Origin of the sequence: Ornithinimicrobium sufpigmenti (assembly GCF_004322775.1) — a bacterium.
GTDB lineage: Bacteria > Actinomycetota > Actinomycetes > Actinomycetales > Dermatophilaceae > Ornithinicoccus > Ornithinicoccus sufpigmenti.
On sequence record NZ_CP036403.1, the window covers coordinates 3216272 to 3241495 of the forward strand.

The 25224-nt window shown below is 72.9% G+C and carries 25 protein-coding genes; 10 read left to right on the forward strand and 15 right to left on the reverse strand.

From position 1 onward, the window contains the following. Positions 1-118: 118 nt before the first annotated feature. The 9 genes from ESZ52_RS19345 to ESZ52_RS14870 form a co-directional block, all read right to left on the reverse strand. A complete protein-coding gene (locus ESZ52_RS19345) occupies positions 119-283 on the reverse strand; it encodes a hypothetical protein (RefSeq protein ID WP_181010030.1) in 165 nt (54 codons plus the stop codon). Between the two features lie 208 nt (positions 284-491). Next, a complete protein-coding gene (locus ESZ52_RS14835; RefSeq protein ID WP_131105610.1) occupies positions 492-1334 on the reverse strand; it encodes a DUF4097 family beta strand repeat-containing protein in 843 nt (280 codons plus the stop codon). Between the two features lie 83 nt (positions 1335-1417). Next, the gene (locus ESZ52_RS14840) at positions 1418-1933 is read right to left on the reverse strand and encodes a toxin-antitoxin system HicB family antitoxin (protein ID WP_131105611.1); all 516 of its coding nucleotides are present in this window, start codon (positions 1931-1933) and stop codon (positions 1418-1420) included. A gap of 151 nt (positions 1934-2084) precedes the next feature. Continuing rightward, a complete protein-coding gene (locus ESZ52_RS14845; RefSeq protein ID WP_131105612.1) occupies positions 2085-2663 on the reverse strand; it encodes an NADH-quinone oxidoreductase subunit C in 579 nt (192 codons plus the stop codon). A 37-nt stretch (positions 2664-2700) separates the two neighbouring features. Then, a complete protein-coding gene (locus ESZ52_RS14850) occupies positions 2701-3669 on the reverse strand; it encodes a YihY/virulence factor BrkB family protein (protein ID WP_131105613.1) in 969 nt (322 codons plus the stop codon). 61 nt (positions 3670-3730) lie between these two features. After that, entirely contained in the window at positions 3731-5044 is a 1314-nt protein-coding gene (locus ESZ52_RS14855; protein ID WP_131105614.1) for a cytochrome P450, read from the reverse strand. A 32-nt stretch (positions 5045-5076) separates the two neighbouring features. Next, positions 5077-5685, reverse strand: coding sequence for an NADH-quinone oxidoreductase subunit B (locus ESZ52_RS14860; protein ID WP_131105615.1), 609 nt, complete (start codon positions 5683-5685; stop codon positions 5077-5079). Continuing rightward, complete coding sequence (locus tag ESZ52_RS14865; RefSeq protein ID WP_131105616.1) at positions 5685-6041, reverse strand: NADH-quinone oxidoreductase subunit A; 357 nt, start codon at positions 6039-6041, stop codon at positions 5685-5687. Before ESZ52_RS14865 ends, ESZ52_RS14860 begins: the two co-directional genes overlap by 1 nt. Before the next feature lie 11 nt (positions 6042-6052). Beyond that, a complete protein-coding gene (locus tag ESZ52_RS14870) occupies positions 6053-7636 on the reverse strand; it encodes a serine hydrolase (protein WP_181010031.1) in 1584 nt (527 codons plus the stop codon). Positions 7637-7739: 103 nt separating this feature from the next. Between ESZ52_RS14870 and ESZ52_RS14875 the strand changes: the two genes are divergently transcribed. Next, positions 7740-8933 carry a cytochrome P450 gene (locus tag ESZ52_RS14875; RefSeq protein ID WP_131105618.1) on the forward strand — a complete coding sequence of 398 codons (1194 nt, stop codon included), beginning with the start codon at positions 7740-7742 and terminating at the stop codon, positions 8931-8933. 71 nt (positions 8934-9004) lie between these two features. Here the strand turns inward: ESZ52_RS14875 and ESZ52_RS14880 are convergent, their stop codons facing one another. Both ESZ52_RS14880 and ESZ52_RS14885 read right to left on the reverse strand, forming a co-directional pair. Beyond that, on the reverse strand, positions 9005-9943 hold the full coding sequence (locus ESZ52_RS14880) for an amidohydrolase family protein (RefSeq protein WP_131105619.1): 939 nt from the start codon (positions 9941-9943) through the stop codon (positions 9005-9007). Then, positions 9940-10770 carry a fructosamine kinase family protein gene (locus ESZ52_RS14885; protein WP_238154621.1) on the reverse strand — a complete coding sequence of 277 codons (831 nt, stop codon included), beginning with the start codon at positions 10768-10770 and terminating at the stop codon, positions 9940-9942. Before ESZ52_RS14885 ends, ESZ52_RS14880 begins: the two co-directional genes overlap by 4 nt. Positions 10771-10940: 170 nt before the next feature. On the opposite strand from ESZ52_RS14885, the gene ESZ52_RS14890 reads away from it, so the two are divergent. After that, positions 10941-11945, forward strand: coding sequence for a hypothetical protein (locus tag ESZ52_RS14890; RefSeq protein WP_131105621.1), 1005 nt, complete (start codon positions 10941-10943; stop codon positions 11943-11945). A 69-nt stretch (positions 11946-12014) separates the two neighbouring features. On the opposite strand, the gene ESZ52_RS14895 is transcribed toward ESZ52_RS14890, so the two are convergent. Further along, positions 12015-12518 carry a low molecular weight protein-tyrosine-phosphatase gene (locus ESZ52_RS14895; protein WP_131105622.1) on the reverse strand — a complete coding sequence of 168 codons (504 nt, stop codon included), beginning with the start codon at positions 12516-12518 and terminating at the stop codon, positions 12015-12017. 128 nt (positions 12519-12646) lie between these two features. Between ESZ52_RS14895 and ESZ52_RS14900 the strand changes: the two genes are divergently transcribed. After that, complete coding sequence (locus ESZ52_RS14900; protein ID WP_181010032.1) at positions 12647-13444, forward strand: ATP-grasp domain-containing protein; 798 nt, start codon at positions 12647-12649, stop codon at positions 13442-13444. Between the two features lie 44 nt (positions 13445-13488). On the opposite strand, the gene ESZ52_RS14905 is transcribed toward ESZ52_RS14900, so the two are convergent. Both ESZ52_RS14905 and ESZ52_RS14910 read right to left on the reverse strand, forming a co-directional pair. Continuing rightward, positions 13489-14802, reverse strand: coding sequence for a hypothetical protein (locus ESZ52_RS14905; protein WP_131105624.1), 1314 nt, complete (start codon positions 14800-14802; stop codon positions 13489-13491). Continuing rightward, entirely contained in the window at positions 14802-15437 is a 636-nt protein-coding gene (locus tag ESZ52_RS14910) for an ABC transporter ATP-binding protein (protein WP_131105625.1), read from the reverse strand. The genes ESZ52_RS14905 and ESZ52_RS14910 overlap by 1 nt, the downstream gene beginning before the upstream one ends. An 83-nt stretch (positions 15438-15520) precedes the next feature. Between ESZ52_RS14910 and ESZ52_RS14915 the strand changes: the two genes are divergently transcribed. The 7 genes from ESZ52_RS14915 (at position 15521) to ESZ52_RS14945 (ending at position 24160) form a co-directional block, all read left to right on the forward strand. Next, positions 15521-15841 (forward strand): TraR/DksA family transcriptional regulator, encoded by a 321-nt coding sequence (locus ESZ52_RS14915; RefSeq protein WP_131105626.1) that lies wholly within the window; start codon positions 15521-15523, stop codon positions 15839-15841. Positions 15842-15893: 52 nt separating this feature from the next. After that, the gene (locus tag ESZ52_RS14920) at positions 15894-16214 is read left to right on the forward strand and encodes a TraR/DksA family transcriptional regulator (protein WP_131105627.1); all 321 of its coding nucleotides are present in this window, start codon (positions 15894-15896) and stop codon (positions 16212-16214) included. Positions 16215-16343: 129 nt separating this feature from the next. Further along, positions 16344-18239: a 2-oxoacid:acceptor oxidoreductase subunit alpha gene (locus ESZ52_RS14925; RefSeq protein ID WP_131105628.1), complete on the forward strand. Its 1896-nt coding sequence runs from the start codon at positions 16344-16346 to the stop codon at positions 18237-18239. Between the two features lie 71 nt (positions 18240-18310). Next, on the forward strand, positions 18311-19516 hold the full coding sequence (locus tag ESZ52_RS14930; RefSeq protein WP_131106666.1) for a 2-oxoacid:ferredoxin oxidoreductase subunit beta: 1206 nt from the start codon (positions 18311-18313) through the stop codon (positions 19514-19516). Between the two features lie 99 nt (positions 19517-19615). Then, positions 19616-20569, forward strand: a complete 954-nt coding sequence (gene rarD / locus ESZ52_RS14935; RefSeq protein WP_131105629.1) for an EamA family transporter RarD — start codon at positions 19616-19618, stop codon at positions 20567-20569. A 112-nt stretch (positions 20570-20681) separates the two neighbouring features. Continuing rightward, a complete protein-coding gene (locus ESZ52_RS14940; protein ID WP_131105630.1) occupies positions 20682-21323 on the forward strand; it encodes a TetR/AcrR family transcriptional regulator in 642 nt (213 codons plus the stop codon). A 98-nt stretch (positions 21324-21421) separates the two neighbouring features. Further along, positions 21422-24160: an MMPL family transporter gene (locus tag ESZ52_RS14945; RefSeq protein WP_131105631.1), complete on the forward strand. Its 2739-nt coding sequence runs from the start codon at positions 21422-21424 to the stop codon at positions 24158-24160. Here ESZ52_RS14945 and ESZ52_RS14950 read toward each other — a convergent pair. Next, positions 24130-25152: a hypothetical protein gene (locus tag ESZ52_RS14950; RefSeq protein WP_131105632.1), complete on the reverse strand. Its 1023-nt coding sequence runs from the start codon at positions 25150-25152 to the stop codon at positions 24130-24132. The two genes, ESZ52_RS14945 and ESZ52_RS14950, sit on opposite strands and share 31 nt — an antisense overlap. Positions 25153-25224: the final 72 nt, after the last annotated feature.

The following is a 25224-nucleotide window of genomic DNA, read 5'->3' on the forward strand; positions in this document are numbered from 1 at the left end:
CGGGCCGTCCGGCTGGACGGCCCGGCTTGGACGCAGGGCGTGAAGGGTGCCTGGGGGGTGCCTGGTGTGTGCCTGGTGGGTGAGGGGCAGGAGCGGCGCGTGAGCCACCCCGGGCAGCTCACGCGTGGGCGACCACCGGGGTGGCGCCCCGGTGCGGCCGGGGCGGGTTCTGCCGCCGGCGGTCCGCCGGCTCGGCCCGGCGCTGGCGGGCCTGGAGGGCCAGGGCTCGTTCGCGCTCCTGGGCGATGCTGCGCCCGACGAGCTGGTTCATCAGGTGTTCCATGACGGTCGTCCTTCGTGGTGGTGGGTGGGCGGTGCGGGAGGGGAGGTGATGCGGGTATGCCGTGGTGGGCCAGCCGGCATGACGGGATGGCGGACCGGCGCAGGCGCCGTCCTAGAGGCGTGGGTATGGGGTTGAGCGTCGTGGTGCGTCGTGGTGCGTCGTGGTGCCTCAGGGTGCGCCGGGGGCCCGCGGAGCGTGGGCCGTGACGTCAGTGGGTGATGACGATGTCGCCCGTGCCGCTGCGCACGCTGACCGAGAGGTGCTCCTGGCCCTCCTCGGGCGGTCCCGCCGGGTAGATCCGCTGGGTGACGTCACCGAGCCCGGTGTGCAGGTCGAGCCAGAGGGGCACGCCCCGCGGCACCTGCACCTGCACGTCGCCCGTGCCGGTGCGCACGGTGGCCTGGCCGGCCTGCAGGTCGAGCTCGACATCGCCGGAGCCGGTGACCGCGGCAGTCTCCTCGGTGCGGGTGTGCACCTCGAGGTCACCGCTGCCGCTGCGCAGCTGGAGGGTGCCGGGCCCGGTGGCCTGGTCGACACGCACGTCGCCGGAGCCAGTGGTCACGGTGCCCTCGGTGCACCTGCCCACCGTGATGTCGCCCGAGCCGCTGCTGGCCTTGAGCGATCCGCTCTCCTGGACGCGCAGGTCGCCGCTGCCGGTGGTGACCCGCGTCGTGCCGGTGGTGCCGGTCGTGGAGACGTCACCGGCGCGCGTCTTGGCCTCGACGTCCGCGCCCTGGGGCAGGTGCACGACGACGTCGATGCAGGCGCTGTCCCCGGAGGAGAGCTTGAGCGGCCCCAGGCTGAAGGAGAAGCCGCGCGATCCCTCACCGCCGATCAGGGCCGGGATGTCGACCGTGACCCGCCCGTCCCGGCAGCTGAGCTCGACGCCGTCGAAGTCGACCTCGCGGTCGGCGCGCAGCGCGACGGTGGCGGTGCCCGGGGCGGCGTCGGCGTGGATGGCGACATCGCCGCGGGCGTTGTCCAGCAGCAGCGAGATCGGCGCGTCGTCGGAGAAGGTCCGGGAGAGGCTGGTGGCGGTGGTCTGGTTCATCACGGGCTCCTTGAGAGTCGAGCGTGGGTCAGGCTGGCGGGGCTGGCGGGGCTGGGTTCCGAGGGTCGGCATGGCTGGCTGGGTCAGGCCCAGCCGGTGACGCGGCGGGCGCTGTGGGTGCTCTGGGCGGTGGGCGTGCCGTCCCCGGACGCAGGCGCGGTGGCGCGGCGCAGGGTCTGCACGATCCAGGTGTTGAGGGAGACCTCCGCGTCGGTGGCCAGGCGGTCCAGGTGGCTCTTGAGCGACTGCGGCAGCCGCACGGTCACCCGAGCGGTCTCCCCGTCGTCCGGGTCGACCGGCGGGTCGGGAACCAGGACGGGCGGCGCCGGGGGCGCAGGCGGTGCCGGAGGGGCAGCCTCCGTGCGGTGCACGGCGAGCACCGGGTCCCGGCCCTCCATCCGCACCACGACCGCGGAGTCGGTCAGCTCGCTGGTGATGGTCGCGGCCGCGTCGGAGAGGACCTGCACCAGCGCCAGCCGCAGGGCCGGCTCCACTGCCGTGGCCACCCGAGCGGCGACGGAGCGGGTCTGTTCGTCAGCGAGGGCGGTGGCCCGGTCGAGGTCGGCCGCGACGGAGGCGAGGTAGGGATCGAGGTTCATGACGCCATACTGACATCATCATGACGTCACTGTCAACAGTCCTGACACCACTGTGACGCCATCACGGCGTCACGCGTCCTGCTCGGCTCCGTCCCAGGCGCCTGCATACCCCGCACGGCGCCTCCATCGCCGAGGCGCGATGACCTCGTCCTCAGTGCTCGCGCGGCCCCCAGGACGGGTCGGGCACGCCCGGCGGCAGGAGCCGGCGGCGGGAGGGCGAACGGCGAGCGGTGGCTCCCTCGCCCTCGCCGGGTTCCTTGGCGCCCGGCCACGGCTTGGAGGCCCGCGCACCGAGCATGAAGTCCTTGCGCAACGGCGTGCCCTCGAAGCCCTCGGGCAGCAGAAGAGGGCGCAGACCCAGCCCGGTGCCGTCGTCGAAGCCCTCGACATCCACGCCGAACATCTCGGCGAGCTCACGCTCGTGCCACGCGGCTCCTCGGAACATCCCGGTCACCGAGGGCAGTCGTTCCCCCGCTCGGAGCCGTGTCCGCAGCAGGAGGCTGCGCAGCCCCTCCCCCGCGGTGGGCCGGGTCACGTCCAGCAGGCGGCAGACGACCTCCAGGCCGGGGCCGGGCAGTCCCTCACCCTCCTCGGCGTCGCTCTCGTCCACGGCCGACAGCCAGTCGAAGAAGGCGAAGCCCCCGTCCCGGGCGTTCCGGACCGCCTCGACCCAGCCCGACGGCTCGACGCGTCGCTCCTCGCTGCCCAGCCCAGTCACCAGCCCAGTCATGGCCCAAGCCTATGCCGCGCGCCCGAATCGGCTCGCGTCATCGGGCGTCCTCCGGGTGGGGCGGCACGTCGTCGGCGACCGTGGCCTCCCGCCGGCCGGGCGGCCGGTCCGGCCCCACCGTGGAGTCACGGGCCGTCTGCCGCTCGCTCTCGGCGTTGAGGACGGCACCCACCACCACGAGCAGGACGGTCAGCCAGAGCCAGAACATGCTGATCGCCACCCCTGCCAGGGAGCCGTAGGTGCGCTCGTAGGTGCCGAGGTTCTGCACGTAGAGGAAGAGCGCGGCAGAGGCCCCCAGCCACAGGGCGGTCGCGACGGTGGCTCCCAGGCTGATCCAGCGCCACCTGGCCCGCCCCCGCCGGTCCGGCGCGAACCGGTAGAGCACGGCCAGACCCACCGCCATCAGCACGGCGAGCAGCACCCACACCAGGGCCAGGGCAGTGGCGCGGAACCAGCCGGGGGCGTCCGACAGCGAGCGGGTGAGCAAGGCAGTGCCGGTGATCACTGCTCCCAGCGCCAGGGCGCCGCCCACCACGAACGCCAGAGCCAGGCCACCCCGGCGCAGGGCGCCACGGGTCTCCTCCTCGCGGTAGGCGACGGTCAGGGCTTCCATCAGGAAGGTCATCGCGGTCATCGCCGTCCCGAGGGCGACCAGGAGCGCGAACAGTCCGCGCAGGGTCAGCAGCTGGGTCGAGGCGGCGGTGATGGACACCAGCTGGTCGGCCAGCACCTCCCCGAGCGCCGGGGGCAGCAGGTCGGCGATCCCGGAGAGATGGTCGAGGGCCTGCTCGGGGGTGTTGATGGCGCCGTAGACGGACAGCGCGGTGAGCAGCACGGGCGCGACCGACAGCACGGCGAAGAAGGCGACGGACGCGCTGTGCATCGCGAGCCGGTCGCGACCGACCCGCAGGAGCACCCGACGGAGGATCAGCAGCCACCCGCGCCCGGGGATCTGCGTCGGCGCGTCGGAGTCAGCGCCGGGGTCAGGAGCCGGGCACGGCGTCATACCTCAGGCCGCCGGGGCGAGGTCGGCCGGCTGGGTGGGGCGGCGGCTCATGACCGCCACCTCAGGCAGGGGTAGGGGCGGAGAGGGGGAACCTGAGCCGGAACGGTGACAGCAGCGAGGGAAGCCTGCCCGGCTCCAGCCCCGCGGTGGAGCTGAAGCTCCGCGACCCGATGAGGTGACCCACGGCCGTGCTGGCGACCAGCAGCACGACGTTGCGGCCCGGGCACATCGCGGGGCCACCGCTGAACGGCACCAAGGGCCAGTCCTCGTTGGTGCGCTCCTGCAGCCACTGGTCGGGGTCGAAGGCGTGGGCCTGGCGCAGGCGCTGGTCGTCGCGGTGGAAGAAGGGCGCGAAGATCACGAGGGAGGTCCCCTCGGGCAGGGTGCCGTTCCGCCAGGAGGTCTCCCGGGTCGCCTCCCGCAGGATGAGCGGCGTGGTCGGCCACAGCCGCAGCGACTCCAGCACCGCGGACCGCACGAAGGGCAGGTCCGGTGCCTGACCCAGCTCTGCCCGAGCCCGGTCCGCGGCGCCGGGGTGGTCGGTCAGCAGTGCCAGCGCCCGGTAGCTGGCCCAGGTGGCGGCGTCGAAGGCGAACAGCCACTGCGGGATCTGCTGGTGCGGCTCGGTCCCGGGAGGGGCCGGCGTCCGCGCGACCACCTCGGCCAGGCTGCCCGGCTCGGCCCGGTCGACATACCCGCGCAGCCGCTCCAGGAACCGGGCTCGCAAGCGCGGCCGCCGCGGCGCCAGGTAGGACAGATTGCCCATCCGGCGCAGGGCCAGCAGCTCATCGGTCACCGCCTCGTCCTCCCGCGCACCGTCCCCCAGCACCGCCCGGCGCACGACCCGCATCCACGCGCGGGCATAGCTGTCCCAGTCCAGCTCGCCGGCGAAGTCGACGTGCCCCAGCAGCGCGTCCATCTCCTCCTGGGCGATCTGCGCCATCCGCAGGCCCACCCGCGGGTGCACGGTGGTGCCGGCTGCCAGCACCTCCTCGTTGAAGGGTCGACGCCGCAGCCGGTCCTCGTTGCTCGACGCGAGCACGCCGGCCGGCTGGAAGTGGCCGAGCGCGCCCCGCTTCTCCAGGGAGGCGGGCGCGAACGACTCGGGGCTCTCGTCGAGCACCCGGTGGACGTCCTCGGGGTCCAGCACGAAGGCCATCCGGCGGCCGGCGAGATTCATCTGGACGGGGTCCGGGCCGTACCTCTCCCGCAGCCGATGCATCTGGGTCAGCGCATGGGTCTCGGCGTCGAGGCGTTCCAGCATGGTCACGGCCCGGGGTCGACGGACGATCGGGCCCTTGACCACCGGCGGCAGCATCACCGCGCCCAGGGTGCGGACGAGGTCGGGTGGGCTGACGGTCGTGAGCTGTCCCATGCCTCCTACCGTGTCAGGTCAGGCCACGTCCCTCACGTCGGAGGGCCCACCGTCGGCCCACAGTCGACCTCCGGCGGGGCCACCAGGCCTCGGGTGACCTCGTCGGCGGACACCGGGCGGTCGGCATACCGCGCGCCGGGGCGGCGGGCGCGGGCCTGCCCGGCCACCTCACCGGCGATCTGCTGCTGGAGCTGCACGATCCCCGCCAGCAGGGCCTCGGGGCGCGGCGGGCAGCCGGGGACGTAGACGTCGACCGGGATCAGCTGGTCCACGCCCTTGGTCACGCAGTAGGAGTCCCAGTAGGGGCCGCCGGAGTTGGAGCAGGCGCCGAAGGAGATGACGTACTTCGGCTCGGGCATCTGCTCGTAGAGGCGGCGGATGGACGGCGCCATCTTGTCCGTGACGGTGCCGGAGACCACCATGAGGTCGGACTGACGCGGGCCGGGGGCGAACGGGATGACCCCGAGCCGGATGAAGTCGTGCCGGGCCATCGAGGCGCTGATGAACTCGATCGCGCAGCAGGCCAGGCCGAAGTTGAACACCCACAGCGAGTACTTGCGCCCCCAGTTGAGGACGACCTGGACGGCACGGGGCGCCTTCTCCACGGGGGCCCCCACGCGAGGGACGGGCAGGTCGACCATCACCACCACCTCAGCAGACCGCGCCGCCACACGTGCAGCAGCGCCACGACGAGCACCCCGATGAAGATCGCCATCTCGACCAGCGAGGCCAGGCCCAGCTCGGTGCGGATGACCAGCGCCCAGGGGAAGAGGTAGACGGCGTCGACCGCGAAGATCACGTAGAGCAGCGCGAAGACGACATACCGGACGCTGCCCTGCTCCCACCCCGACCCGACGGGGTCGACGCCGGACTCGTAGGTCGCCAGCTTGGCGGCCGACGGGTCGACGGGCGCGAGCAGGCGCCGGCCACCCATGGCGGCCGCCACGACGGCGATGCCCGCCAGCAGGGCGAGGGCGACGACGAGATACTCACGCATCGCGCCTCACCCTAGTCCTCGTCACCCGCCAGGTGCCGCAGGCCGGCCTCGACGATCGTGCTCATCCGCAGCTGGTCGATCATCGACCCGCTCCGCGTCTGCACCGTGAGTACGAACCCGTCGGGAGCGTCCTGCGCCGACGTCCCGGAGGCGGTGCCGGTCTCGACGTAGTAGCTCAGCGCCAGGACGCCGGGGGCCGAGCCACCCTTGAAGCCCTGGTAGGTCACCCCGTCCGGCACCTGCCCGCCCGGGTTGGCCGCCAGGATGTCCCGCACCGGTGCGCCCGCCCCGGTGCTCGCCTGGTGCTGCAGCCGGGCGTGTATGGAGCACACCTCGCCCCCGGTGAGCGGCCAGTCCACGCCGTCCTGCCAGACCGGGGTGGTGACGGCGGCGACGTCCACCACCGACAGGTCCTGCGGCAGGTCGTCGAGGACGGCCTGACGTTCCTGCGGGGCGGTCGCCCGGGACCACCGGTCCCGGACGTCCTGCCCCACGCCCCAGCCGAGGATGAACAGCTCGCGCGTCGTCTGCAGCGGCGTGAGGCGCTCGGCGTCGACGCCTGCCTGCTCCGCCGAGGAGCGCAGCCGGTCCTGGCCGACGGCGGCGATGAGCAGGTCGGTGGCGGTGTTGTCGCTGATCGAGATCATCAGCTCGGCGGCCTCCTGCACGGTCACCGTCGAGCCGGCCTCCCGGTCCTGCAGGACGCCCGAGGGCAGGCTCTTGACGCCCTCGGTGACCTCCAGGTCGTCGTCCCAGGCCAGCTCGCCCGCCTCGACGGCGTCCACGAGCCCGGCCAGCACGAGCAGCTTGAAGACGGAGCCGGTCGGCCAGGCCTCCCCGCCCTCCGGGAGACCCTCGGTGGTGTGGACCGTCTGGCAGGTGCCGTCCCGGACCTCGCCGACCACGACCTGGGCCTCTGCACCGAGCTCGGTCAGCGCGGCGTCCAGGTCGGCCCACGCGCCGATGACCGGCGGCTCCCCCGAGGTGTCGTCCTGGTAGAAGAGCGTCTCGATCCGGCCCTCGTCGTCGAGGACGATCGACAGGATGAGCGGGCGCTGGTCGGAGTGCAGGGACAGGCTCGCGGCGCGCCCCACGCCTTCGGCGACGACGACGTCGGTGACCGTGTAGGGACCAGCGAGGCGCAAGGGGCCGATCCCGACGGAGAGCTCGAAGGCGCTGATCTGGTCCTGGAAGGCCTGGTCGAACCGCTCGGCGAACTCCTCCTCGGAGACGACACCTTCCTCTTCCAGCAGCCCCAGCGCCCACTGGGTCTGCTCGAGCAGGACCTCGTCGCTGATCACCGCGGCCGGGTCCACCTCGGACGGTGGGGTCGAGCCCGGCGCGGTGGTCGCCGCTGCGTCGTCCGGCCCCGCGGTCATCGAGTCGGGGGCGGGTGCCGCGGTCGTGGTCGACAGCTCGGTGGTGGTCGCTGTCGCGCTCGTCGGGTCCTGGCTCATCGGGTCCTCCTCGCCTCCGGTGCAGGCGGTGAGCAGCAGCGCGGCGGCGGCGGCGACGGCAACGGCCCCCGTTGAGCCGCGGCCAGCGGTGGCGCGGCCAGCGGTGGCGCGGTGGGCGCCTGCGGTGCGGGTCGGCATACCTGTCCCCCTCGTGTCCTGCGTGCGGTGGTCTTCCTGCGTGCGGTGGTCGACGCTGCGGACACCCATCCCACCACGACGCGGGTGCTGGCATCATCCGGGCATGGGCACGCCACGCTTCCTCCCTCTCGCTGACCCGGCCTTCGACGTGACCGGCGAGGAGGTCATCGCCGCGCGCGAGGAGGGGACGTGGGCGCGTACTGACTACGGCTATGCGCTCCTGCGGCACGCGGAGGTCACCGCGCTGCTGAAGGACCGGCGGTTCCGGCAGGGCAACGCCCGGTGGCCCTCGCAGAACGGCATCCACTCCGGGATGTTCAGCGACTGGTGGCAGCGGACCCTGCTGTCCCTGGAGGGGCAGGAGCATCTTCGGCTGCGGCGGCTGCTCAACCCGGCGTTCAAGCAGGGCGCGGTGAGCGCGATGGTGCCGGGCTTCACCGAGCTGGCCCACGAGCTCGTCGACGCGTTCAGCGAGCGCGGACGTGTCGAGCTGGTCACAGAGTTCGCCGAGCCCTACTCCAGCCGGATCCTGTGCCGCCTGCTCGGGCTGCCGGAGACCGAGTGGGAGCAGGTGGCGCACTGGGCCGACGACCTGGGCAAGAGCTTCGGGGTGCGGGTCAAGGAGGACCTCCCGCGGATCGAGGCGGCGCTGGAAGGGCTCTACGGCTACTGCGACGCCGTGGTCCAGGACCGCGCGGCGCACCCCCGGGACGACCTGGTCACCCGCCTGGTGGAGCACCAGCAGGCCGGCGACCTGACCGCGGAGGAGCTGTCGGTGGCGCTGGTCTTCCTCGCGTTCGCCGGGATGGAGACCACCCGCAACCAGATCACCCTCGCGCTCCGCACGCTGCTGGCGCACCCGGACCAGTGGCGGCTGCTCGGCGAGCAGCCGGAGCTCGGCCGCAACGCCGTCGAGGAGGTGATGCGGGTCAACCCGACCGTCACCTGGATCACCCGGGAGGCCGTCGACGACGTCGACCTGGGCGACGGCCTGGTGCTCAACGCCGGCGACATCGTGCAGGTCCTCTCGCACAGCGCCGGCACCGACCCCCGGGCCCAGCCCGACCCCGCCTTCGACATCACCGTCGAACACCCCATGCACATGGGTTTCGGCGGCGGCGTCCACCACTGCCTGGGCCACTGGGTGGCGCGGATGGACATGGCGGTCGCGCTGCCGGTCCTCGCCGCCCGGATGCCCGACGCCCGGCCCGACGGCCCCGGCGAGTGGCTGCCGATGTCGGGCAACACCGGCGCGATCCGCTACCCGATCGTCTTCACCCCGACACCGCGCCGCTGACCGACCGAGCGCGCCTGCTGCGATCACCGAGCGCACGCTCTGCACGCTGCACGCCGCGGTGCGCCCAGGCGCTAGCCGAGGACCCGCTCGGCGAGCAGACGCCGGCCGTTGTGCCACAGCACGTCCCGCAGCCACTCCTCCCCCAGCCCCCAGCGGTGCAGCGCCTCCAGCTGGTGGGCGTACGGGTAGGGGATCGTGGGGAAGTCCGAGCCCAGCACCACGCGGGAGCGCAGCTCCTGCAGGCGGCCCAGGAAATGCGGTGGTACCGGCGCCGAGCGCTCCATGAAGTCGGTGCCGACCATGGTGGTGTCCAGGTGCACCCGGGGGTGGCGCTCCACCAGGTCGGCGAACTCGTCATACTCCGGCATCCCCATGTGGGCGATGACCAGGGTTAGGTCGGGATGGGTGGCGAGCAGCCGTGCCACACCCTCCGGGCCGGCCTTGCCGGTGTCGCGCCCCTGCACCCGCGGGCCGGTGCCGGCGTGGATGATGACCGGCACGCGAGCACGGGCGAGCAGCTCCCACGAGCCACCCAGGAGGTCGTCGTCGGGAGCCAGGTTGCTGACCGTCACGTGCACCTTGACCAGGGCGAGGTCGCCTTTGACCGCGTCGCGGATCTGCTCGGTCATGCCCGGTTCGGGGTAGAGGGTGGCGCAGCGCAGCACCTGGGGGTGCGCCGCCGCGAAGTCGGCGCACCAGGCGTTGAGGTCGGCCACCATCCCCGGCTTGTGCGCGTAGGTCAGCGCGGGGACCTGGTGCACCCCGAGGCGCGCCAGCGTCGCCAGCCGATCCTCGGCGGAGGTCCGGTAGTGGATCGGCCAGGGCATGCCGTAGTGCTCCTCGGCCTTGTCGAAGTAGCCCCAGATCGCTCGCGTGAGCCGCTCCGGGTGGAAGTGGATGTGCAGGTCCGCCAGTCCCGGAATGCCCAGGACATCCAGGTAGGCGGATACCTCCTCGTCGGACCGCGGCGGACGCAGGTCACCGGCCGGCTGGCTCACGGGCGTGCTCATCCGGCCGCCTCCCGCAGAGCATCGCCGGCCTGCACGCCATACCCGCCGCCGAAGAGGATGGCGTGCACCAGCAGCGGCACCGTCTGGTAGACCGCGACCCGTTCTTGCCAGCCGTCGGCCAGCGGGTGCGCCTCGACGTACGCCGCGAACACCCGCCCGCTGAAGCCGCCGAAGAGCTGCATCATCGCCAGGTCCACCTCGCGGTGCCCGAGCTGGGCGCACGGGTCGATCAGCCAGCTGCGGCCGCGGCTGTCGACCAGGCGGTTGCCGCCCCAGAGGTCGCCGTGCAGCAGTGCGGCCGGCTCCGACGGGCCGAGGTGGTCGGGGCTGATCCGCTCGGCCAGCGCCGCAGCGGCCGGGTTCAGCGCCCCCTGCTCGGCCGCCCGCCGCGCCAGCGGGACGACCCTGCGCTCCACCCAGGACTCGTGCCAGGTCTCGGTGGTGGTGAGGTCGACCGGACAGGCCCCCAGGTATGCCGTGGGCTCGCCGTCCACCGACCCGAAGGTCGGCGACGGTTCAGGGTCAGGCGCGCTGACGTCCGGTGCGCTGGGGCCCTGCGCGCTGTCCAGGTGCAGCGCAGCGAGCTCCTGGCCGAACTGCTCCTCCGAGGCGGCCGTGCGCTCGCCGCCCTGCTCCACCCACGACAGCGTGATCGCCTCGTCGGTGACGTCGAGCACCTCGGGCACCCGGGCACCTGCCGCCCGCAAGGCTCGCAGTCCGGCCGCCTCTCGTCGGAAGAACAGCGGCGGGGCGTCCGCGAGCGTCTTGGTGAAGACCGCCTCCCCGTCGGGGCCTGTGCCGCGGTGGGCGGTGCCGGTGATCGCCATACCGCCCATCCTGTCAGGGCAGGTGTCCTGCGGTCACGGTCCTGCGATCTTCGCGCTGCAACGCGAGAATCGCAGGACCGGAACCGCGGGACCTTCGCGCCGCGACCGCTTGTCCACAGGGCTGTGTAGAGAGCTCCCGCCCCGGACCACCGCTCCGGCAGGGTCGACCCATGACGACGCAGCCCGACCACGACGACGCGGCCGATGGCGGCCTCCACACGCCTCGCGGCCACCGCCGTCAGCGTGGCCTCGACCGGCGGGCCCGGGTGCGCTCGGCCGCGAATGCCACCGGCGGGGTCCTCACGTTGACCCACCTGCGTGAGCTGGGGGTGAGCTACGACGAGACCCGCGCGGAGGTCGACGCCGCCCGGTGGCACCGCGTCGGACGACGCACCATCAGCGTCGTGGGTCCGCTGCCGGCGAGCGACGTGGCGCTGGGGTGGCGGGCCGTGTGGGACGTCGGTGGTGACGCGTGCCTGGATGGCGTCTCCTCGCTGCTGGCCTGGGGGCTCACTCGGTGGAGCACCGACCGCGTGCACGTGAGCGTGCCGAGAACAGCGCGCTACCACCGGGTCGACGGGGTCACGGTCCATGTCCTACGCCGTCGGGGCCGGGTGGTCGTCGGTTCGGGCGTGCCCAGGACCCCGCCGGAGGTGGCCGCGCTGAGGGCGGCGATGTGGGCCCGCACCGACCGGGAGGCGGCCACCGTCCTGGCGATCGGCGTGCAGCAGCGGATCGTCCACCCCGCCCGCATGCTGGCCGCCTGGAGCGCGATCGCCCGCTGCCCGCGCCAGCCGCTGCTGTCGCGGCTGGTGCCGCTCGTCGCGGACGGCGCGCAGGCGCTGTCCGAGCTCGACTTCGCCGAGCTGGGGCGCGCACGCGGGTGGCCCGAGCCGGACCGCCAGGTGGTCGTGACAACACCTCGGGGACGCCGCTACCTCGACGTGCGGTTCACGCGCTACAGCACCATCTGCGAGGTCAACGGGGTCCAGCACTACGAGGGCATGGCCACCATGGACGACGCTCTGCGCCGCAACGCCCACGCGATCGGCGGAGACACCGCGCTGGAGATCCCGGCCGTGGCGCTGGTCCTCGACCCCGACCCGCTGCTGGACCAGGTCGAGCAGGCGCTGCGCAGAGGAGGCTGGCAGGGGCCGACGCATGTCCTGCGGTGACGGTCCTGCGCTTCTCGCGTTGTGACCCGAGAAGTGCAGGACCGCATCCGCAGGACGCACCGTGGAGCGTCAGCCGGTCCGGTGCTCGGCCAGCACTCGCTCCAGCGAGTCCTCCCGCAGGGCGCGCACGAGGCCGGCGACGGCGTCCTCGATCTGGTCGTACATGGTCGTGTAGCCCTCGCGCGGGCCGTTGTAGGGGTCGGGCACGTCGCGGACCCCCTCAGCAGCGTCGCTGGCGAAGGCGCCGAGGCGGACCACCTTGGCCGCGTCCTGCGAGGTGCGGGCCAGCTCCAGGATGTCCTGCTCGTTGGTGGAGTCCATCGCCAGGACGAGGTCCGCCTCGTCGAAGAGCTCGGGCAGGAACTGGATGCCCACCGTGCTGAAGGTGTAGCCCCGGCCCTGGCCCTCCTCGATCGTCATCTCGTGCGGCCGGTTGCCCACGTGCCACGGCGCGGTCCCCGCCGACGTGACGCTCACGTGGTCCATCCCGGCCTTCTCCAGCTCGTGGATCAGCACCGCCTCGGCGGCGGGCGAGCGGCAGATGTTTCCCAGGCAGACGGTCATGATGCGCATGGCTCCAGCCTCTCAGAGCCGCCCCGGCGCCCGAAGCTGGCACCGACCCACCACCTCCCGCCGTTCGAGAGCAGGCCCTCCCCTCGAAGATGAGCCCGGTCTCATCCGGCCATGGTCGGATGAGGGGTATGCAGCGTCGCGTCGCCTTCCTCCTGGGCAAGAAGCCCCGCCCGGGCACGATCGTGGCCGAGGTCATCGATCTGCTCACGGCCTCGGACGTCTTCTGCCAGGTGCTGCTCCCGCACGACCAGCGGGTGCGGCCCGGTGACACCCAGGACGTCGACCTCGTCGTGCATCGTGGCCTGTCCGGCGCGGACGAGGACCTGCTGTCGACCCTCGACGCCATGGGGGCCCCGCTGTGCAACCCGTGGTCGGGAAGCACCCACCTCCGCGACCGGGCAGCCCTGCACGACGCCTTGGTGCGCGCGGGCGTGCCCTCGCCGCAGGGCGTCGTGCACGCGACCTGGGCGGAGGTTCTGGCGGAGGAGAGCCGACGGCGGGTCGTGGTCAAGGCGGTCGCCGGCCCGGGCCGCGGCCGCGGCGTGCTCGCCAGCCCTCTGCCGCCGGACCCGCGCATGGACGGCCCTTATCTCGTGGAGGAGCTCATCGAGCACGACGGCGTCGACCGCAAGCTCTACGTGGCCGGCGAGTACATCTCCGGCTTGCTCAAGCCGTCCACGCTGACCCGTGGGCACACCACGGCAGGGACGCCCTTCACGGTGGACTCCGAGCTCGACCGGCTGGCCAGGCGCACCCTGCAGCACCTGGACCTGCACCTGGCCGGCGTCGACGTGGTGATCGGCCCCGACGGGCCGGTCGTGGTCGACGTCAACGCCTTCCCCGGCTACCGCGGCGTCGCAGGGGCGGCCCCCGCGGTGGCTGCGCACCTCGTGGCACACGTGGACCGGCTCCGGTCGGTCCCCTGAAGAGACGCCCCCCGAGACCGGCCCGCGGCAGTGAGCTGAGCGACCTACCGCGCCGCCGCGAGCCGACGGTGGGCCACCACCAGGACGAGGGCGGCCACCACAGGGAGCACCACCACAGCACCCGCACCGTGGACGACCACCAGCCCCCCGACGAGGACGGGCGTCACGGTGGCGATCAGCAGGGCGTCGACCTGCCACAGGGCGATGACGACACCCGAGGCGTCTCCCGCCGCCGTCGGCATGGGCGTCTGGAGGACCAACGGCATCGGCGGCTTGGCGGCGTCGTAGATGCGCACGGCCACGGCCAGCAGAAGCGCCGCCACGCCGAGGCCTGCAGACCATGACGCTCCTCCGAGCAGCGCCGACAGCATCAGGCCGCAGACACCGAGCACGCCTGCCGCGGCCAGGGGCAGCAGTGCGTGCAGGCCGACCAGCTGCAGGTCCCCCACCCCGTAGAGGACCGGCGCCGCCCCCGCCTCGACCGCGTGCCGGACGCCGTCCGTGAGCACCCCCAGCCCCAGGTACCCCAGGCCCGACCCCACGCCGATGGCCAACCACCACAACCCGCCGGGCAACAGGGTCGTCGCCCCGGCGACGACCACGGCCAGGAGGATGGCGACCGTCCCGGCGAGCAGTCTCCACGGCGTGCGCAGCGCCGCGACCAGGTCACGGGTGAGGAAGAGGAGCGGCATACCGGCGGAGCGGGTGCGCAGGGCTCGGCCGGGTCGGGGCGTGGACGGCACGGCTCGGTATGTCTCGACCGCAGCCGACGCCTCCCCCGCACCCAGTGCCGTGGTCGCCGCCTGCCAGCGGCGCGCCTGCCGCAGCAGCACCGGGCCGCTCAACGCGTCGAGCAGACCGGACACGGACGGACCGGTCCCGCTGGCACGCCACCCCGCACCGACCGACACCTGCCCGGCGAGCCAGCACACGGCCACCAGCACCCCGGCCAGGACGCCGAGGACGGGGGCACCCAGGACCAGCCAGCCGGCGATCTCGCCCCGCCGGGCCAGAGCCACCACCGGCAGGGCCGCGAGGAGCGCGCCGACGCCGACCGGCAGGGCGGCAGCCAGCCAGAACGGCCCGCGCAGGCTGTGCCGACGGGGAGAGGGACCCTGGGCGACCAGGTGGGTGCGGAACGGGCTGAGGACCACCGGCCCACGTGCACGTCCGGCGAGGAGGGCCGCGAGCGCCGTGATGGCGACGGCGGAGAGCGCCAGCGTCCAGAACGCCGGGGTGCCCAGTGCGGCCAGGACACCTGGGGCGTCGAGGGCCGCCAGAGCTGCCCAGACGACCGGCCCGAGAACGACGCCGGTCAGCAGCACCGCGACGTAGACGCGGTAGACCCGGTCCCCCATCAGGCCGCTTCCCGCAGGACCAGCTCGTCGGCGCCGAGCGCCACCACCAGCCCGCGGTGGTGCGTGGCCACGACCAAGGTCGTCCCCTCGCGGCGTCGTCGGTCGAGCAGGCGGCTGACGGCGGCCAGCCGGTCCTCGTCCAGCCGCTGCTCGGGCTCGTCGAGAAGCAGCACGTCCGCGGGACGGACCAGGGTCAGGGCGAGCGCGCACAGCTGCGCCTGGCCGGACGAGAGCTGGTGCGGGAAGCGTTGCGCCAGCCGGGTGAGCCCGAGCTCGGCGAGCAGCTGATCGGCGGTCCGCCGGGCCGTCACCGCGTCGCTGCCCCACGTCCTGGCTACGAGCTCCAGGTGCTCGAGGACCGTGAGGTCCCGGGCGGTCGGGGGCGGGCCGACCAGAGCGGCGACCGCCCGGCGAAAGGCGGGGTCACGCTCGTCCACCGGACGCCCGGCGACCTGGCACCGGCCGGCGCTCGGCCGTTCCAGCCCGGCCAGGACCCGCAGCAGCGTGGTCTTGCCGGAGCCGTTGGCACCGGTGATGGCCAGCACCGTGCCGGGGTCCACGCAGAAGGTCGTGGGCGCCAGCACCAGGTGTCCCCCTCGCTGCACCTGCATCTCGGTGACCTCCACCTGCCCCATACCGTCAGCGTAGACGGCGCACCCAGTCACCGCGCCGGCCTCGCCGGCCTGACACTCGCAGCCGTCGATGAGACGGTGTGGTGATGCACGACCAGGCACGGAAGCAGCTGGCCGAACGGGAGAGGCAGATCCGGGCGCAGATGGAGGCGCTGCTGGCCCCGGACGCCGAGCTGACGCAGGCAGCGCTGGCACGCTGCCTGGGTGAGAGCGAGGCGATCATCGTCGAGCAGCAGACGGCCGGCACCGCGCACGCCGCGCTCCAGGAGCAGCTGGAGCAGGTGCAGCGGGCGCAGCAGCGGATCGCCGAGGGGCAGTACGGGGTGTGCGAGGTGTGCGGCACGGCCATCCCGCAGGAGCGGCTCGAGGTGCGGCCCTGGTCGACCCGCTGCGTGCAGCACGGTTGACGCGCCTGACAGCCGGCGGGCACGACCCCGGTGGCCGTGCGAGAGTGGGTCGATGCACGAGGACGTCAGGTCGCAGCTGGAGGCGAAGGAGCGCGAGCTCGTGGACCAGATGGGGCAGCTGACCCGGCCGCAGCAGGACCAGGGCAGCATCTCCTTCGGCAAGCGGGTCGGGGACGGGACGGCGATGGCGGTCGACCGGCTGGCGGCGGTGAGCGCCCATGACAACCTGCAGGGCCTGCTGAACGAGGTGCGGCACGCCCGCACGCGCCTGGACGAGGGCCGGTACGGCGTGTGCGAGGAGTGCGGAGAGCCGATCCCCGAGGGCCGGCTGGAGGCCCGGCCGTGGGCCACGCGGTGCGTCCGGCACAGTTGAGGGTCGGCGTGTCCTGACGGGCCGTTCCCCGTGTCCGGACCGTCGCCCCGCCGGTGCTCGAATCATTTCGGACAGGGGGTGTGCCCTAATTAGGGTGAGGGCCCACGAAGGCGTAGGCTGATCCGTGACATGTCTAGCACCCCCTTGCACCAGCTCGACCGCGTCGTCATCCGTTTCGCCGGGGACTCCGGCGACGGGATGCAGCTGACCGGCGACCGCTTCACCAGCGACACCGCCAGCCTCGGCAACGACCTGTCGACCCTGCCGAACTTCCCGGCCGAGATCCGTGCCCCCCAGGGCACCCTGCCGGGCGTCAGCAGCTTCCAGCTGCACTTCGCCAACCACGAGATCGCGACCCCCGGCGACGCCCCCGACGTCCTGGTCGCGATGAACCCCGCGGCGCTGAAGGCCAACCTCGCCGACCTGCCCCGCGGGGCGACGGTCATCGCGGACGCGGACCAGTTCACCAAGCGCAACCTGGCCAAGGTCGGGTATGCCGTGAACCCCCTCGAGGACGGCTCGCTCACCGCGGCGGGCTACCACCTGCACGCGCTGCCGCTGACCTCGATGACGGTCGACGCCCTGGCCCCCTTCGACGAGCTGACCCGCAAGGAGAAGGAGCGGGCCAAGAACATGCTGGCCCTGGGGCTGCTGTCCTGGCTCTACTCCCGCGACACCGACTCGACCGAGGCCTTCCTGCGGGCCAAGTTCGGCACCGCCCCGCAGATCCTCGAGGCCAACCTCACCGCGCTGCGCACGGGCCACGCCTACGGCGAGACGACCGAGGACTTCGCGGTCCGCTACGAGGTCGCGCCGGCGCCGATGCCCCCGGGCACCTACCGGACGATCACCGGCAACCAGGCGCTGGCCCTCGGCCTGGTCGCCGCGGCCGAGCGCACCCGCCTGCCGCTGGTCCTGGGGTCCTACCCGATCACCCCGGCCTCGGACATCCTGCACCAGCTCTCCACGCTCAAGCGCTACGACGTCACCACCCTGCAGGCCGAGGACGAGATCGCGGCGGTCGGGATGGCGCTCGGCGCCAGCTTCGGCGGCGCCCTGGGCGTCACCACCACCTCCGGTCCCGGGCTGGCGCTGAAGTCGGAGACCATCGGTCTGGCGGTCTCCACCGAGCTGCCGCTGGTGGTCATCGACATCCAGCGCGGCGGTCCCTCGACCGGTCTGCCGACCAAGACCGAGCAGGCCGACCTGCTGCAGGCGATGTACGGCCGCAACGGTGAGTCCCCGGTCGCCGTGGTCGCCGCCCAGTCCCCCACCGACTGCTTCGACGCGGCGCTGGAGGCGGTGCGGATCGCCACCACCTACCGCACCCCGGTCATCCTGCTCTCCGACGGCTACCTCGGCAACGGCTCTGAGCCGTGGCGGATCCCGAGCGCGGCCGAGCTGCCCGACCTGACCGTCGCGCACGCCACCGAGCCCAACGACCTGGACGCCGAGGGCCGGCCCGTCTTCCACCCCTACCGCCGCGACGAGGACACCCTCGCCCGACCGTGGGCGGTCCCGGGCACGCCCGGCCTGGAGCACCGGATCGGCGGCATCGAGAAGGCCGACATCACCGGCAACATCTCCTACGACCCGGCCAACCACGACAAGATGGTGCGGCTGCGGCAGGCCAAGATCGACCGGATCGCCGACTCCATACCGCCCCTGGAGGTGGACGACCCCACGGGCGACGCCCGCGTCCTGGTGCTCGGCTGGGGCTCGACCTACGGCCCGATCGCGGCCGCCACCCGGCTGGTCCGCGCCACCGGCGCCAAGGTGGCCCGTGCCCACCTGCGCCACCTCAACCCGTTCCCGGCTGACCTGGGTGAGGTGCTGCGCCGCTACGAGCGCGTCGTGCTGCCCGAGATGAACCTCGGCCAGCTCGCGCTCCTGCTGCGCGGCCGCTACCTCGTCGACGTGCGCAGCCACACGGCCGTGCGCGGCCTGCCGTTCACCGCCGGCGAGCTGGCCCAGGTGATCCACGAGCACCTGCTGGCCACCGACCGTGAGGAGGTCCTGGTATGAGCTCACACAGAGGCTCCGCCCCCGTGAACCCCCGCACCGCCCCTCCCGAGACGCACGAGGCGACCGTGGGTATGCCGCTCCGCTCCGGCCTGGCCGGGGTGCCGACGCTGCCCCTGGAGGTCAAGCAGACCAAGAAGGACTTCACCTCCGACCAGGAGGTGCGCTGGTGCCCCGGGTGCGGCGACTACGCCGTGCTGGCCGCCGTCCAGGGCTTCCTGCCCGACCTGGGGCTGCGGCGGGAGAACATCGTCTTCGTCTCCGGCATCGGCTGCTCCAGCCGGTTCCCGTACTACCTGGACACCTACGGGATGCACTCCATCCACGGGCGGGCCCCGGCGATCGCCACCGGCCTGGCCACCGCCCGCGAGGACCTGTCGGTCTGGGTCGTCACCGGTGACGGCGACGCGCTGTCGATCGGCGGGAACCACCTCATCCACGCGATGCGGCGCAACGTCAACATGACGATCCTGCTGTTCAACAACAAGATCTACGGCCTGACCAAGGGCCAGTACTCCCCCACCTCCGAGATCGGCTCGGTGACCAAGTCGACCCCAGCCGGCTCGGTGGACCACCCGTTCAACCCGGTGTCGCTGGCGCTCGGCGCCGAGGCCTCCTTCGTGGCCCGGACCATGGACTCCGACCGGGCGCACCTGACCGAGGTGATCCGGGCCGCCGCGGAGCACCGCGGCACCTCCCTGGTGGAGATCTACCAGAACTGCCCGATCTTCAACGACGGCGCCTTCCAGCTGCTCAAGGACCGCGACGAGAAGACCGCCCGCATCGCGCACCTGCGCGCCGGCGAGCCGGTCCGGATCGGCACCGAGGGCGCCGAGGGTGCCCGGGTCGTCGTGCGGCGCCCCGACGGCGCCCTGCAGGTCGTGGACGAGGCCGACGCCGGCGAGATCGGGACGGTGCTGGTGCACGACCCGGCCGAGCCAAACCCGGCCACCGCGTTCGCGCTGTCCCGCCTGGACGACCCGAGCATGCAGCAGGTGCCGATGGGCATCTTCCGCCAGGTGTCCCGACCGACCTACGACGACGCGGTGCGCGAGCAGGTGCGCGACGCCGTCGTGCAGGCCACCCCCGGCCAGCCCGGGCCGTCCGGCGACGCGGGACCGACGCTGGATGAGCTGCTGCGCGGCAAGGACACCTGGACAGTAGACGGCACCATCCCCGGCGACGTCGAGCAGACCCTCGACGGCGAGATCACCGACGGCCCGCACGGTGCCGCCGGTGACGCCCTGATGGACGAGGCCGGAAGCACGCAGCCGAAGTGATCCCCGGTGAGCCCTTCACGTGCCCGTCCACGGGGCGTCGGGTGAGCGTCCAGTGGCGTCCAGCCAGCGTCGACATGAGCGTCCAGTGAGCACCGAGGAGTGAGCGAGGACGCGAGACGGAGCCGGGAAGGCACGGCATACGGCTTCCTCGCCTATCTGATCTGGGGCGCTTTCCCCCTCTACTTCGCCACCCTGCGCCCGGCCGGGCCGTGGGAGATCCTCGCCCACCGGATCGTGTGGACGCTGGCCGTCTGCGCGCTGGTCCTGCTGGTCACCCGCGACCTGCGCTGGCTGCTGGCCCTGGCGAAGACGCCGCGCCGGCTCGGGGGCCTCATGCTCGCCGGCCTGCTCATCGCGGCGAACTGGGGCATCTACACCTACGCGGTGCTCTCCGGCCACATCACCGAGGCCGCGCTCGGCTACTTCCTCAACCCGCTGGTCACCGTCGCCCTGGGGGTCGTCATCCTGCGGGAGCGGTTGCGCCGCCTGCAGTGGGTGGCGGTGGGCGTGGGCGTGGTGGCCGCGATCTACCTCACCATCGACTACGGCGAGCCGCCGTGGATCTCGTTCGCGCTGGCCGCCAGCTTCGCCTCCTACTCGCTGCTGAAGAACCGGCTGGGCGTCTCGCTGTCCCCCTTCCGCTCCCTCTTCGCCGAGAGCCTGACCGTGGCCCCGATCGCGGTCGGCATCCTGGTCTGGCTCTCCCTGAGCGGCGGGACCACCTGGGGCGGGCACGGCGCCGGGCACACCGTGCTGCTGATGTCGACCGGCATCGCCACCGCGATCCCGCTGCTGCTCTTCGCCGCCGCCGCCAGCCGGGTCCCGCTCTCCACGATCGGCCTGCTGCAGTTCCTCACCCCGGTGCTCCAGCTGCTCTCCGGGATCGTCATGGGCGAGACCGTCCCGGCCTCGCGGTGGCTCGGCTTCGCCATGGTCTGGGTGGCGCTGGTGCTGCTGAGCATCGACATGGTGCGGCAGGTGCACCGCTCTCGACGGGCCCGCGCCGGCCAGGCGTTGACCGCCGCCCCCGGCGAGCAGCCGGCCCACCCGTGACCGCCCACCCGTGACGACCGCGCTCGCTACACCCTGAAGGACAACAGCGCAACGCGAACCCTGCACGAGGTGCAGATTTGCACTCCGTGCACCGTTTTTCTACGCTGACTCGGTGACCGAGATCCTCACCCGCCGCGAGGCCAACAAGGCTCGCACCCGGGAGGCCGTCACGGGGGCCCTGCGCAGGCTGCTGGAGCAGCGTCCGGTCCACGAGATCACCGTGGACCAGCTGTCCGAGGCCGCCGGGATCTCCCGCCGGACCTTCTTCAACTACTACGCCGGCATCCCGGCCGTCCTCATCGAGGTGTTCGCCGAGTATGCCGCCGACCTCCTCACCCACCTCGACCGGGACCGGCTGGCGCACGGGCCGGTGCAGGCGATGCGGGCCGTCGTGCAGCCCTCCGTCCTGCCCCGGGAGTTCCTCGGCTGGCTGGCGGTCCTGAACTGCCACGACGTCCACGACACCGAGGGCTTCGCGCTGGTCGAGCGGGCCGTGTGGGCCGAGATGGGCAGCTGGCTGCAGGAGGTCCTGCGCGACCTCATGCCCGCGGGCACCGACCCGCTCTACATCGCCACCCTGGCCCCCAGCGTGATGCACTCCTTCGCCGCGGCGGAGCAGGAGTGGGTCCACGGCCTGACCAGGCCGGGCTCGGTCGCCGACTCCGACATCGTCACCTTCTGCGAGCACCTGGACCGGGCCCTGGCCTACCTCGAGGTCGGCTGGCAGCACCCCCGCCCCGTGACCGCAGGTTGACCCTCACCCCGAGCTCGTCCTGCACGTCCCTCTGAACCTCCTTCTGAACCCTCACCGTCTCACTTCCCTGCTGACCCTTTCGGAAAGGACCACCTCTCGTGGCCATCCTTCTGCACAAGCTCGGGCGCTGGTGCGCCCAGCACCGGTGGACCGTCATCGGCATCTGGGCCGCCGTGCTCGTGCTCGTCTCGGCCAGCGCCGTGACCTTCATGCGGCCGCTGACCAACGACATCTCGATCCCGGACAGCCGCTTCGAGGCGGTGCTGGACACCCTGCGCGAGGAGATCCCCGAGACCTCCGGCACGACCGGCACGGTGGTCTTCACCAGCGACGCACCGTTCACCGACGACCAGCAGGACTCCATCACCGACGTCGTCGAGCAGTGGAACGCCATGGGCAACGTCGAGGCCGTCGACCCCTTCGAGAGCCAGCAGCAGCTGGACGACACCCAGCAGCAGATCGTCAACGGCCGGGCCGAGCTCGAGTCCGGTGCCGAGGAGCTGGACGCGGGCGAGGCGGAGCTGGCCGAGGCACGCGAGCAGCTCGAGGCCGGGCGGGAGCAGCTGGAGGCCGGGGAGGCCGAGATCGCCAGCCAGGCGCAGGTGCTCGACCAGGGGCAGGCCGAGCTCGACGCACAGTCCGAGCAGCTCGAGGGTGCGGTCGCCGCGGGGCTGATCCCGCCGGCGCAGGCCGACGCGGCCCGGGCCGAGATCGCCGCCGCGCAGGCCCAGCTCGACGCCGGACGCCAGCAGCTCGAGGCCGGAGAGGCGCAGCTGGCCGAGAGCCGCGAGGAGCTCGAGGCGGCCGAGCAGCAGATCACCGACGGCGAGGCCGAGATCGCCGAAGGGCGCGAGGCGCTCGAGGAGGGTGAGCGCGAGCTCACGGCCGGGCAGCGCATGGCCGACCTCACCGACGGCATGCGCGTGGTCAACGAGGAGGGCACCGTCGCCATGACGCAGGTGTCCGTCACCGGTGGCGAGGTCGCCTCCATCGACCCGGACGTCGCCGAGGAGATCCAGACGATCGGCGACTCCATCGAGGACGGCAGCGGCGTGCAGGTCGACTTCTCCGGGGAGTTCTCGATGGACCTCAACTCCATCTTCGGCCCCTCCGAGGCGGTCGGCCTGGCGGTGGCCGCCGTGGTCCTGCTCGTCATGCTCGGGACCCTGCTGGCCGCGGGGCTGCCGCTCCTCATGGCGCTGGTCGGCGTCGGGGTCGGCGTCGCCGGCTCCCTGGCGCTCTCCCCGTTCTTCGAGATGCAGTCGATCACCCCGGTGCTGGCCCTCATGCTGGGCCTGGCCGTGGGCATCGACTACTCGCTCTTCCTCATCAACCGCCACCGTGAGCAACTGCGGCACGGTATGCCGCTGCAAGACTCGCTCGCGCTCGCTGTGGGCACCTCCGGCAACGCCGTCACCTTCGCCGGGCTGACCGTGATCATCGCCCTGTCCGCGCTCACCCTCACCGGTATGCCGTTCCTGGGCACCATGGGACTGGTCGCCGCGGCCACGGTCGGTCTGGCCGTCCTGGTCGCGATCACCCTGACCCCGGCGATGCTCTCCCTCATGGGCCCGCGGGTGCTCCCCCGCAAGGCACGGGCGGCGCTGGCCGCAGGGGATGTCTCGGAGACCAGCGCCCAGGACGCGCTGCAGTCGGACACCGGGCGTGGCTGGGCCGCCAAGGTCCAGCGCCACCCCTGGCTGGCGATCCTGGGCGTCGTCGCGATCGTCGCCGCCTTGGGCTACCCCACCGGCCAGCTGCGGCTGGGTCTGCCGGACAGCAGCTCGGAGCCGGCGGACTCCACGGCATACCAGACCTATGACACGATCCGCAGCGAGTTCGGCGCCGGCGCCACCGGCCCCATCCTGGCCGTGGCCGAGCTGGACCAGCCGGTCGCCGACGGCGACGTCGAGATGATCGAGGCCCAGGCAGACATCGCCGAGGACCTCGCCGAGATCGACGGCGTGCTCCGGGTGCTGCCGGCCGGGGTGAACGAGGGCCGGGACGTGCTGGCCTTCCAGATCCAGCCCGAGGGCGGCCCCACCGAGGAGTCGACGGTCCAGCTGGTGGACGAGCTGGACGCGACCCTGCCCACGCTCGGGTCGGAGCACGGCGCGAGCATCGACATCACCGGTCAGACGGTCGCCAACATCGACATCTCCGAGCAGCTGGCCGACGCGTTGCCGGTCTACCTGGCGGTGGTGGTGGGGCTCTCGCTCATCCTGCTGCTGCTGGTGTTCCGCTCGATCTGGGTGCCGCTGCTGGCCACGGCAGGCTTCCTGCTCTCGATCGTCGCCGCTTTCGGCGCGGTCGTGGCCATCTACCAGCTGGGCCACCTGTCGTTCCTCTTCGGGGTCCACGAGCCGGGGCCGGTGCTGTCGTTCCTGCCGATCCTGCTCATCGGCATCCTCTTCGGGCTGGCCATGGACTACCAGCTGTTCCTGGTCTCCTCGATGCGGGAGATGTTCGTGCACGGCAAGAGCGCGAAGGAGGCCGTGGTCAGCGGCTTCAACCTGTCCGCGCGCGTGGTGACGGCCGCCGCGATCATCATGATCTCCGTCTTCGCCGGCTTCATCGGCGCGCACCTGACCATGGTCCGCCCGATCGGTCTGGGCCTGGCGGTCGGCGTGCTCGTCGACGCCTTCCTGGTCCGGATGACCCTGACCCCGGCCGTGCTCAGCCTGCTGGGCGAAAAGGCGTGGTGGCTGCCGCGCTGGCTGGACCGGCTGCTGCCCAACGTGGACGTCGAGGGCGTGGGCCTGGAGCAGTCCCTGGCGCAGGCCGGGTCCGGCGGCGGCTCAGCCGCTCAGGAGCCCGAGCCCGCCGGACGGGCCTGAGGCTCCTGCCCCAGCCGCTGCCCGGCGACCTGGAGCAGCGTGCGGGCGCCGGCCCGTGCCGCGGTGTCACCCTCGGTGACCTGCAGCGCGAGCCGGCGCCCGTCGTCCTGGTGGACCACGATGCCCGGCCCCCCGGCCTGGTCGACGATGTAGGAGGTGCGGTCCGGCAGCGGGCGCAGCCCGACCCCGCCCCAGCGCATCGGGTCGAGCTCCTGCACCTCCACCCCGACCACGCGCTCGGCCGCGACGTGGGAGACCTGCACCGGCAGCACCCGTGAGCGGATCCGCAGCCCGTCCACGTCGACGGTGAGGACCACCGAGGACCACGCCAGCGCGAGCAGACCTGTCCCCAGGCCGACCAGGACCAGCAGCACCGTCAGCACCAGGCTCCCCGCCACCAGCTGCCACGCCGCCGCGGCGCCGAGCACCACCAGCACGCCCACGCCGATCACCCGCAGCGTCCGCGAGTCCAGCTCGGTGCTCCACGGCTGCACCGGGCGCACCGCCCGGCCCCGCTGCGCCTGGACGCGGGCCCGCTCAGGCACCCGGGCCAGCACCTCGGCGCGAGCGGGCCAGCGGCGACCGTGCACGGCATACCCCACCCAGCCTGCACCCAGCCCGAGCAGGACCGCCAGCAGCGTCCACCACTCACGCACCTGCCCCACCCCGTCGGCCCCGACCCGCCAGACGGTGAACAGGTAGAGGAAGACGGCGCCCCAGCCCAGCGCGCCGAGGAACGCCAGCGCCCACCGGGACCAGGCCGGCGGCACGACCCGCTGCAGCAGCGCGGTGCCCGCCGCGAGGAGCGCGACGAGCACCACCGTGGACAGCAGCGCGGAGGCGAAGCCCGGCCCGGTCGCGTAGCCGTCCGCCGTGGGCCCCGACCAGTGACGCGGCACGACGGCCGGCACGGGGAGCAGGGTGAGGGCGGCCAGCAGCGCGGGCAGGGGCAGGATCGCCCAAAGCCCGGCCAGCGCACGGCGGTGACGCATCACGGTCCTTCCGGTTCGGTTCGGACCAGGGTATGCGGTGGGGCGCCGCCGCCTGGCACCTGACGAGGCCTT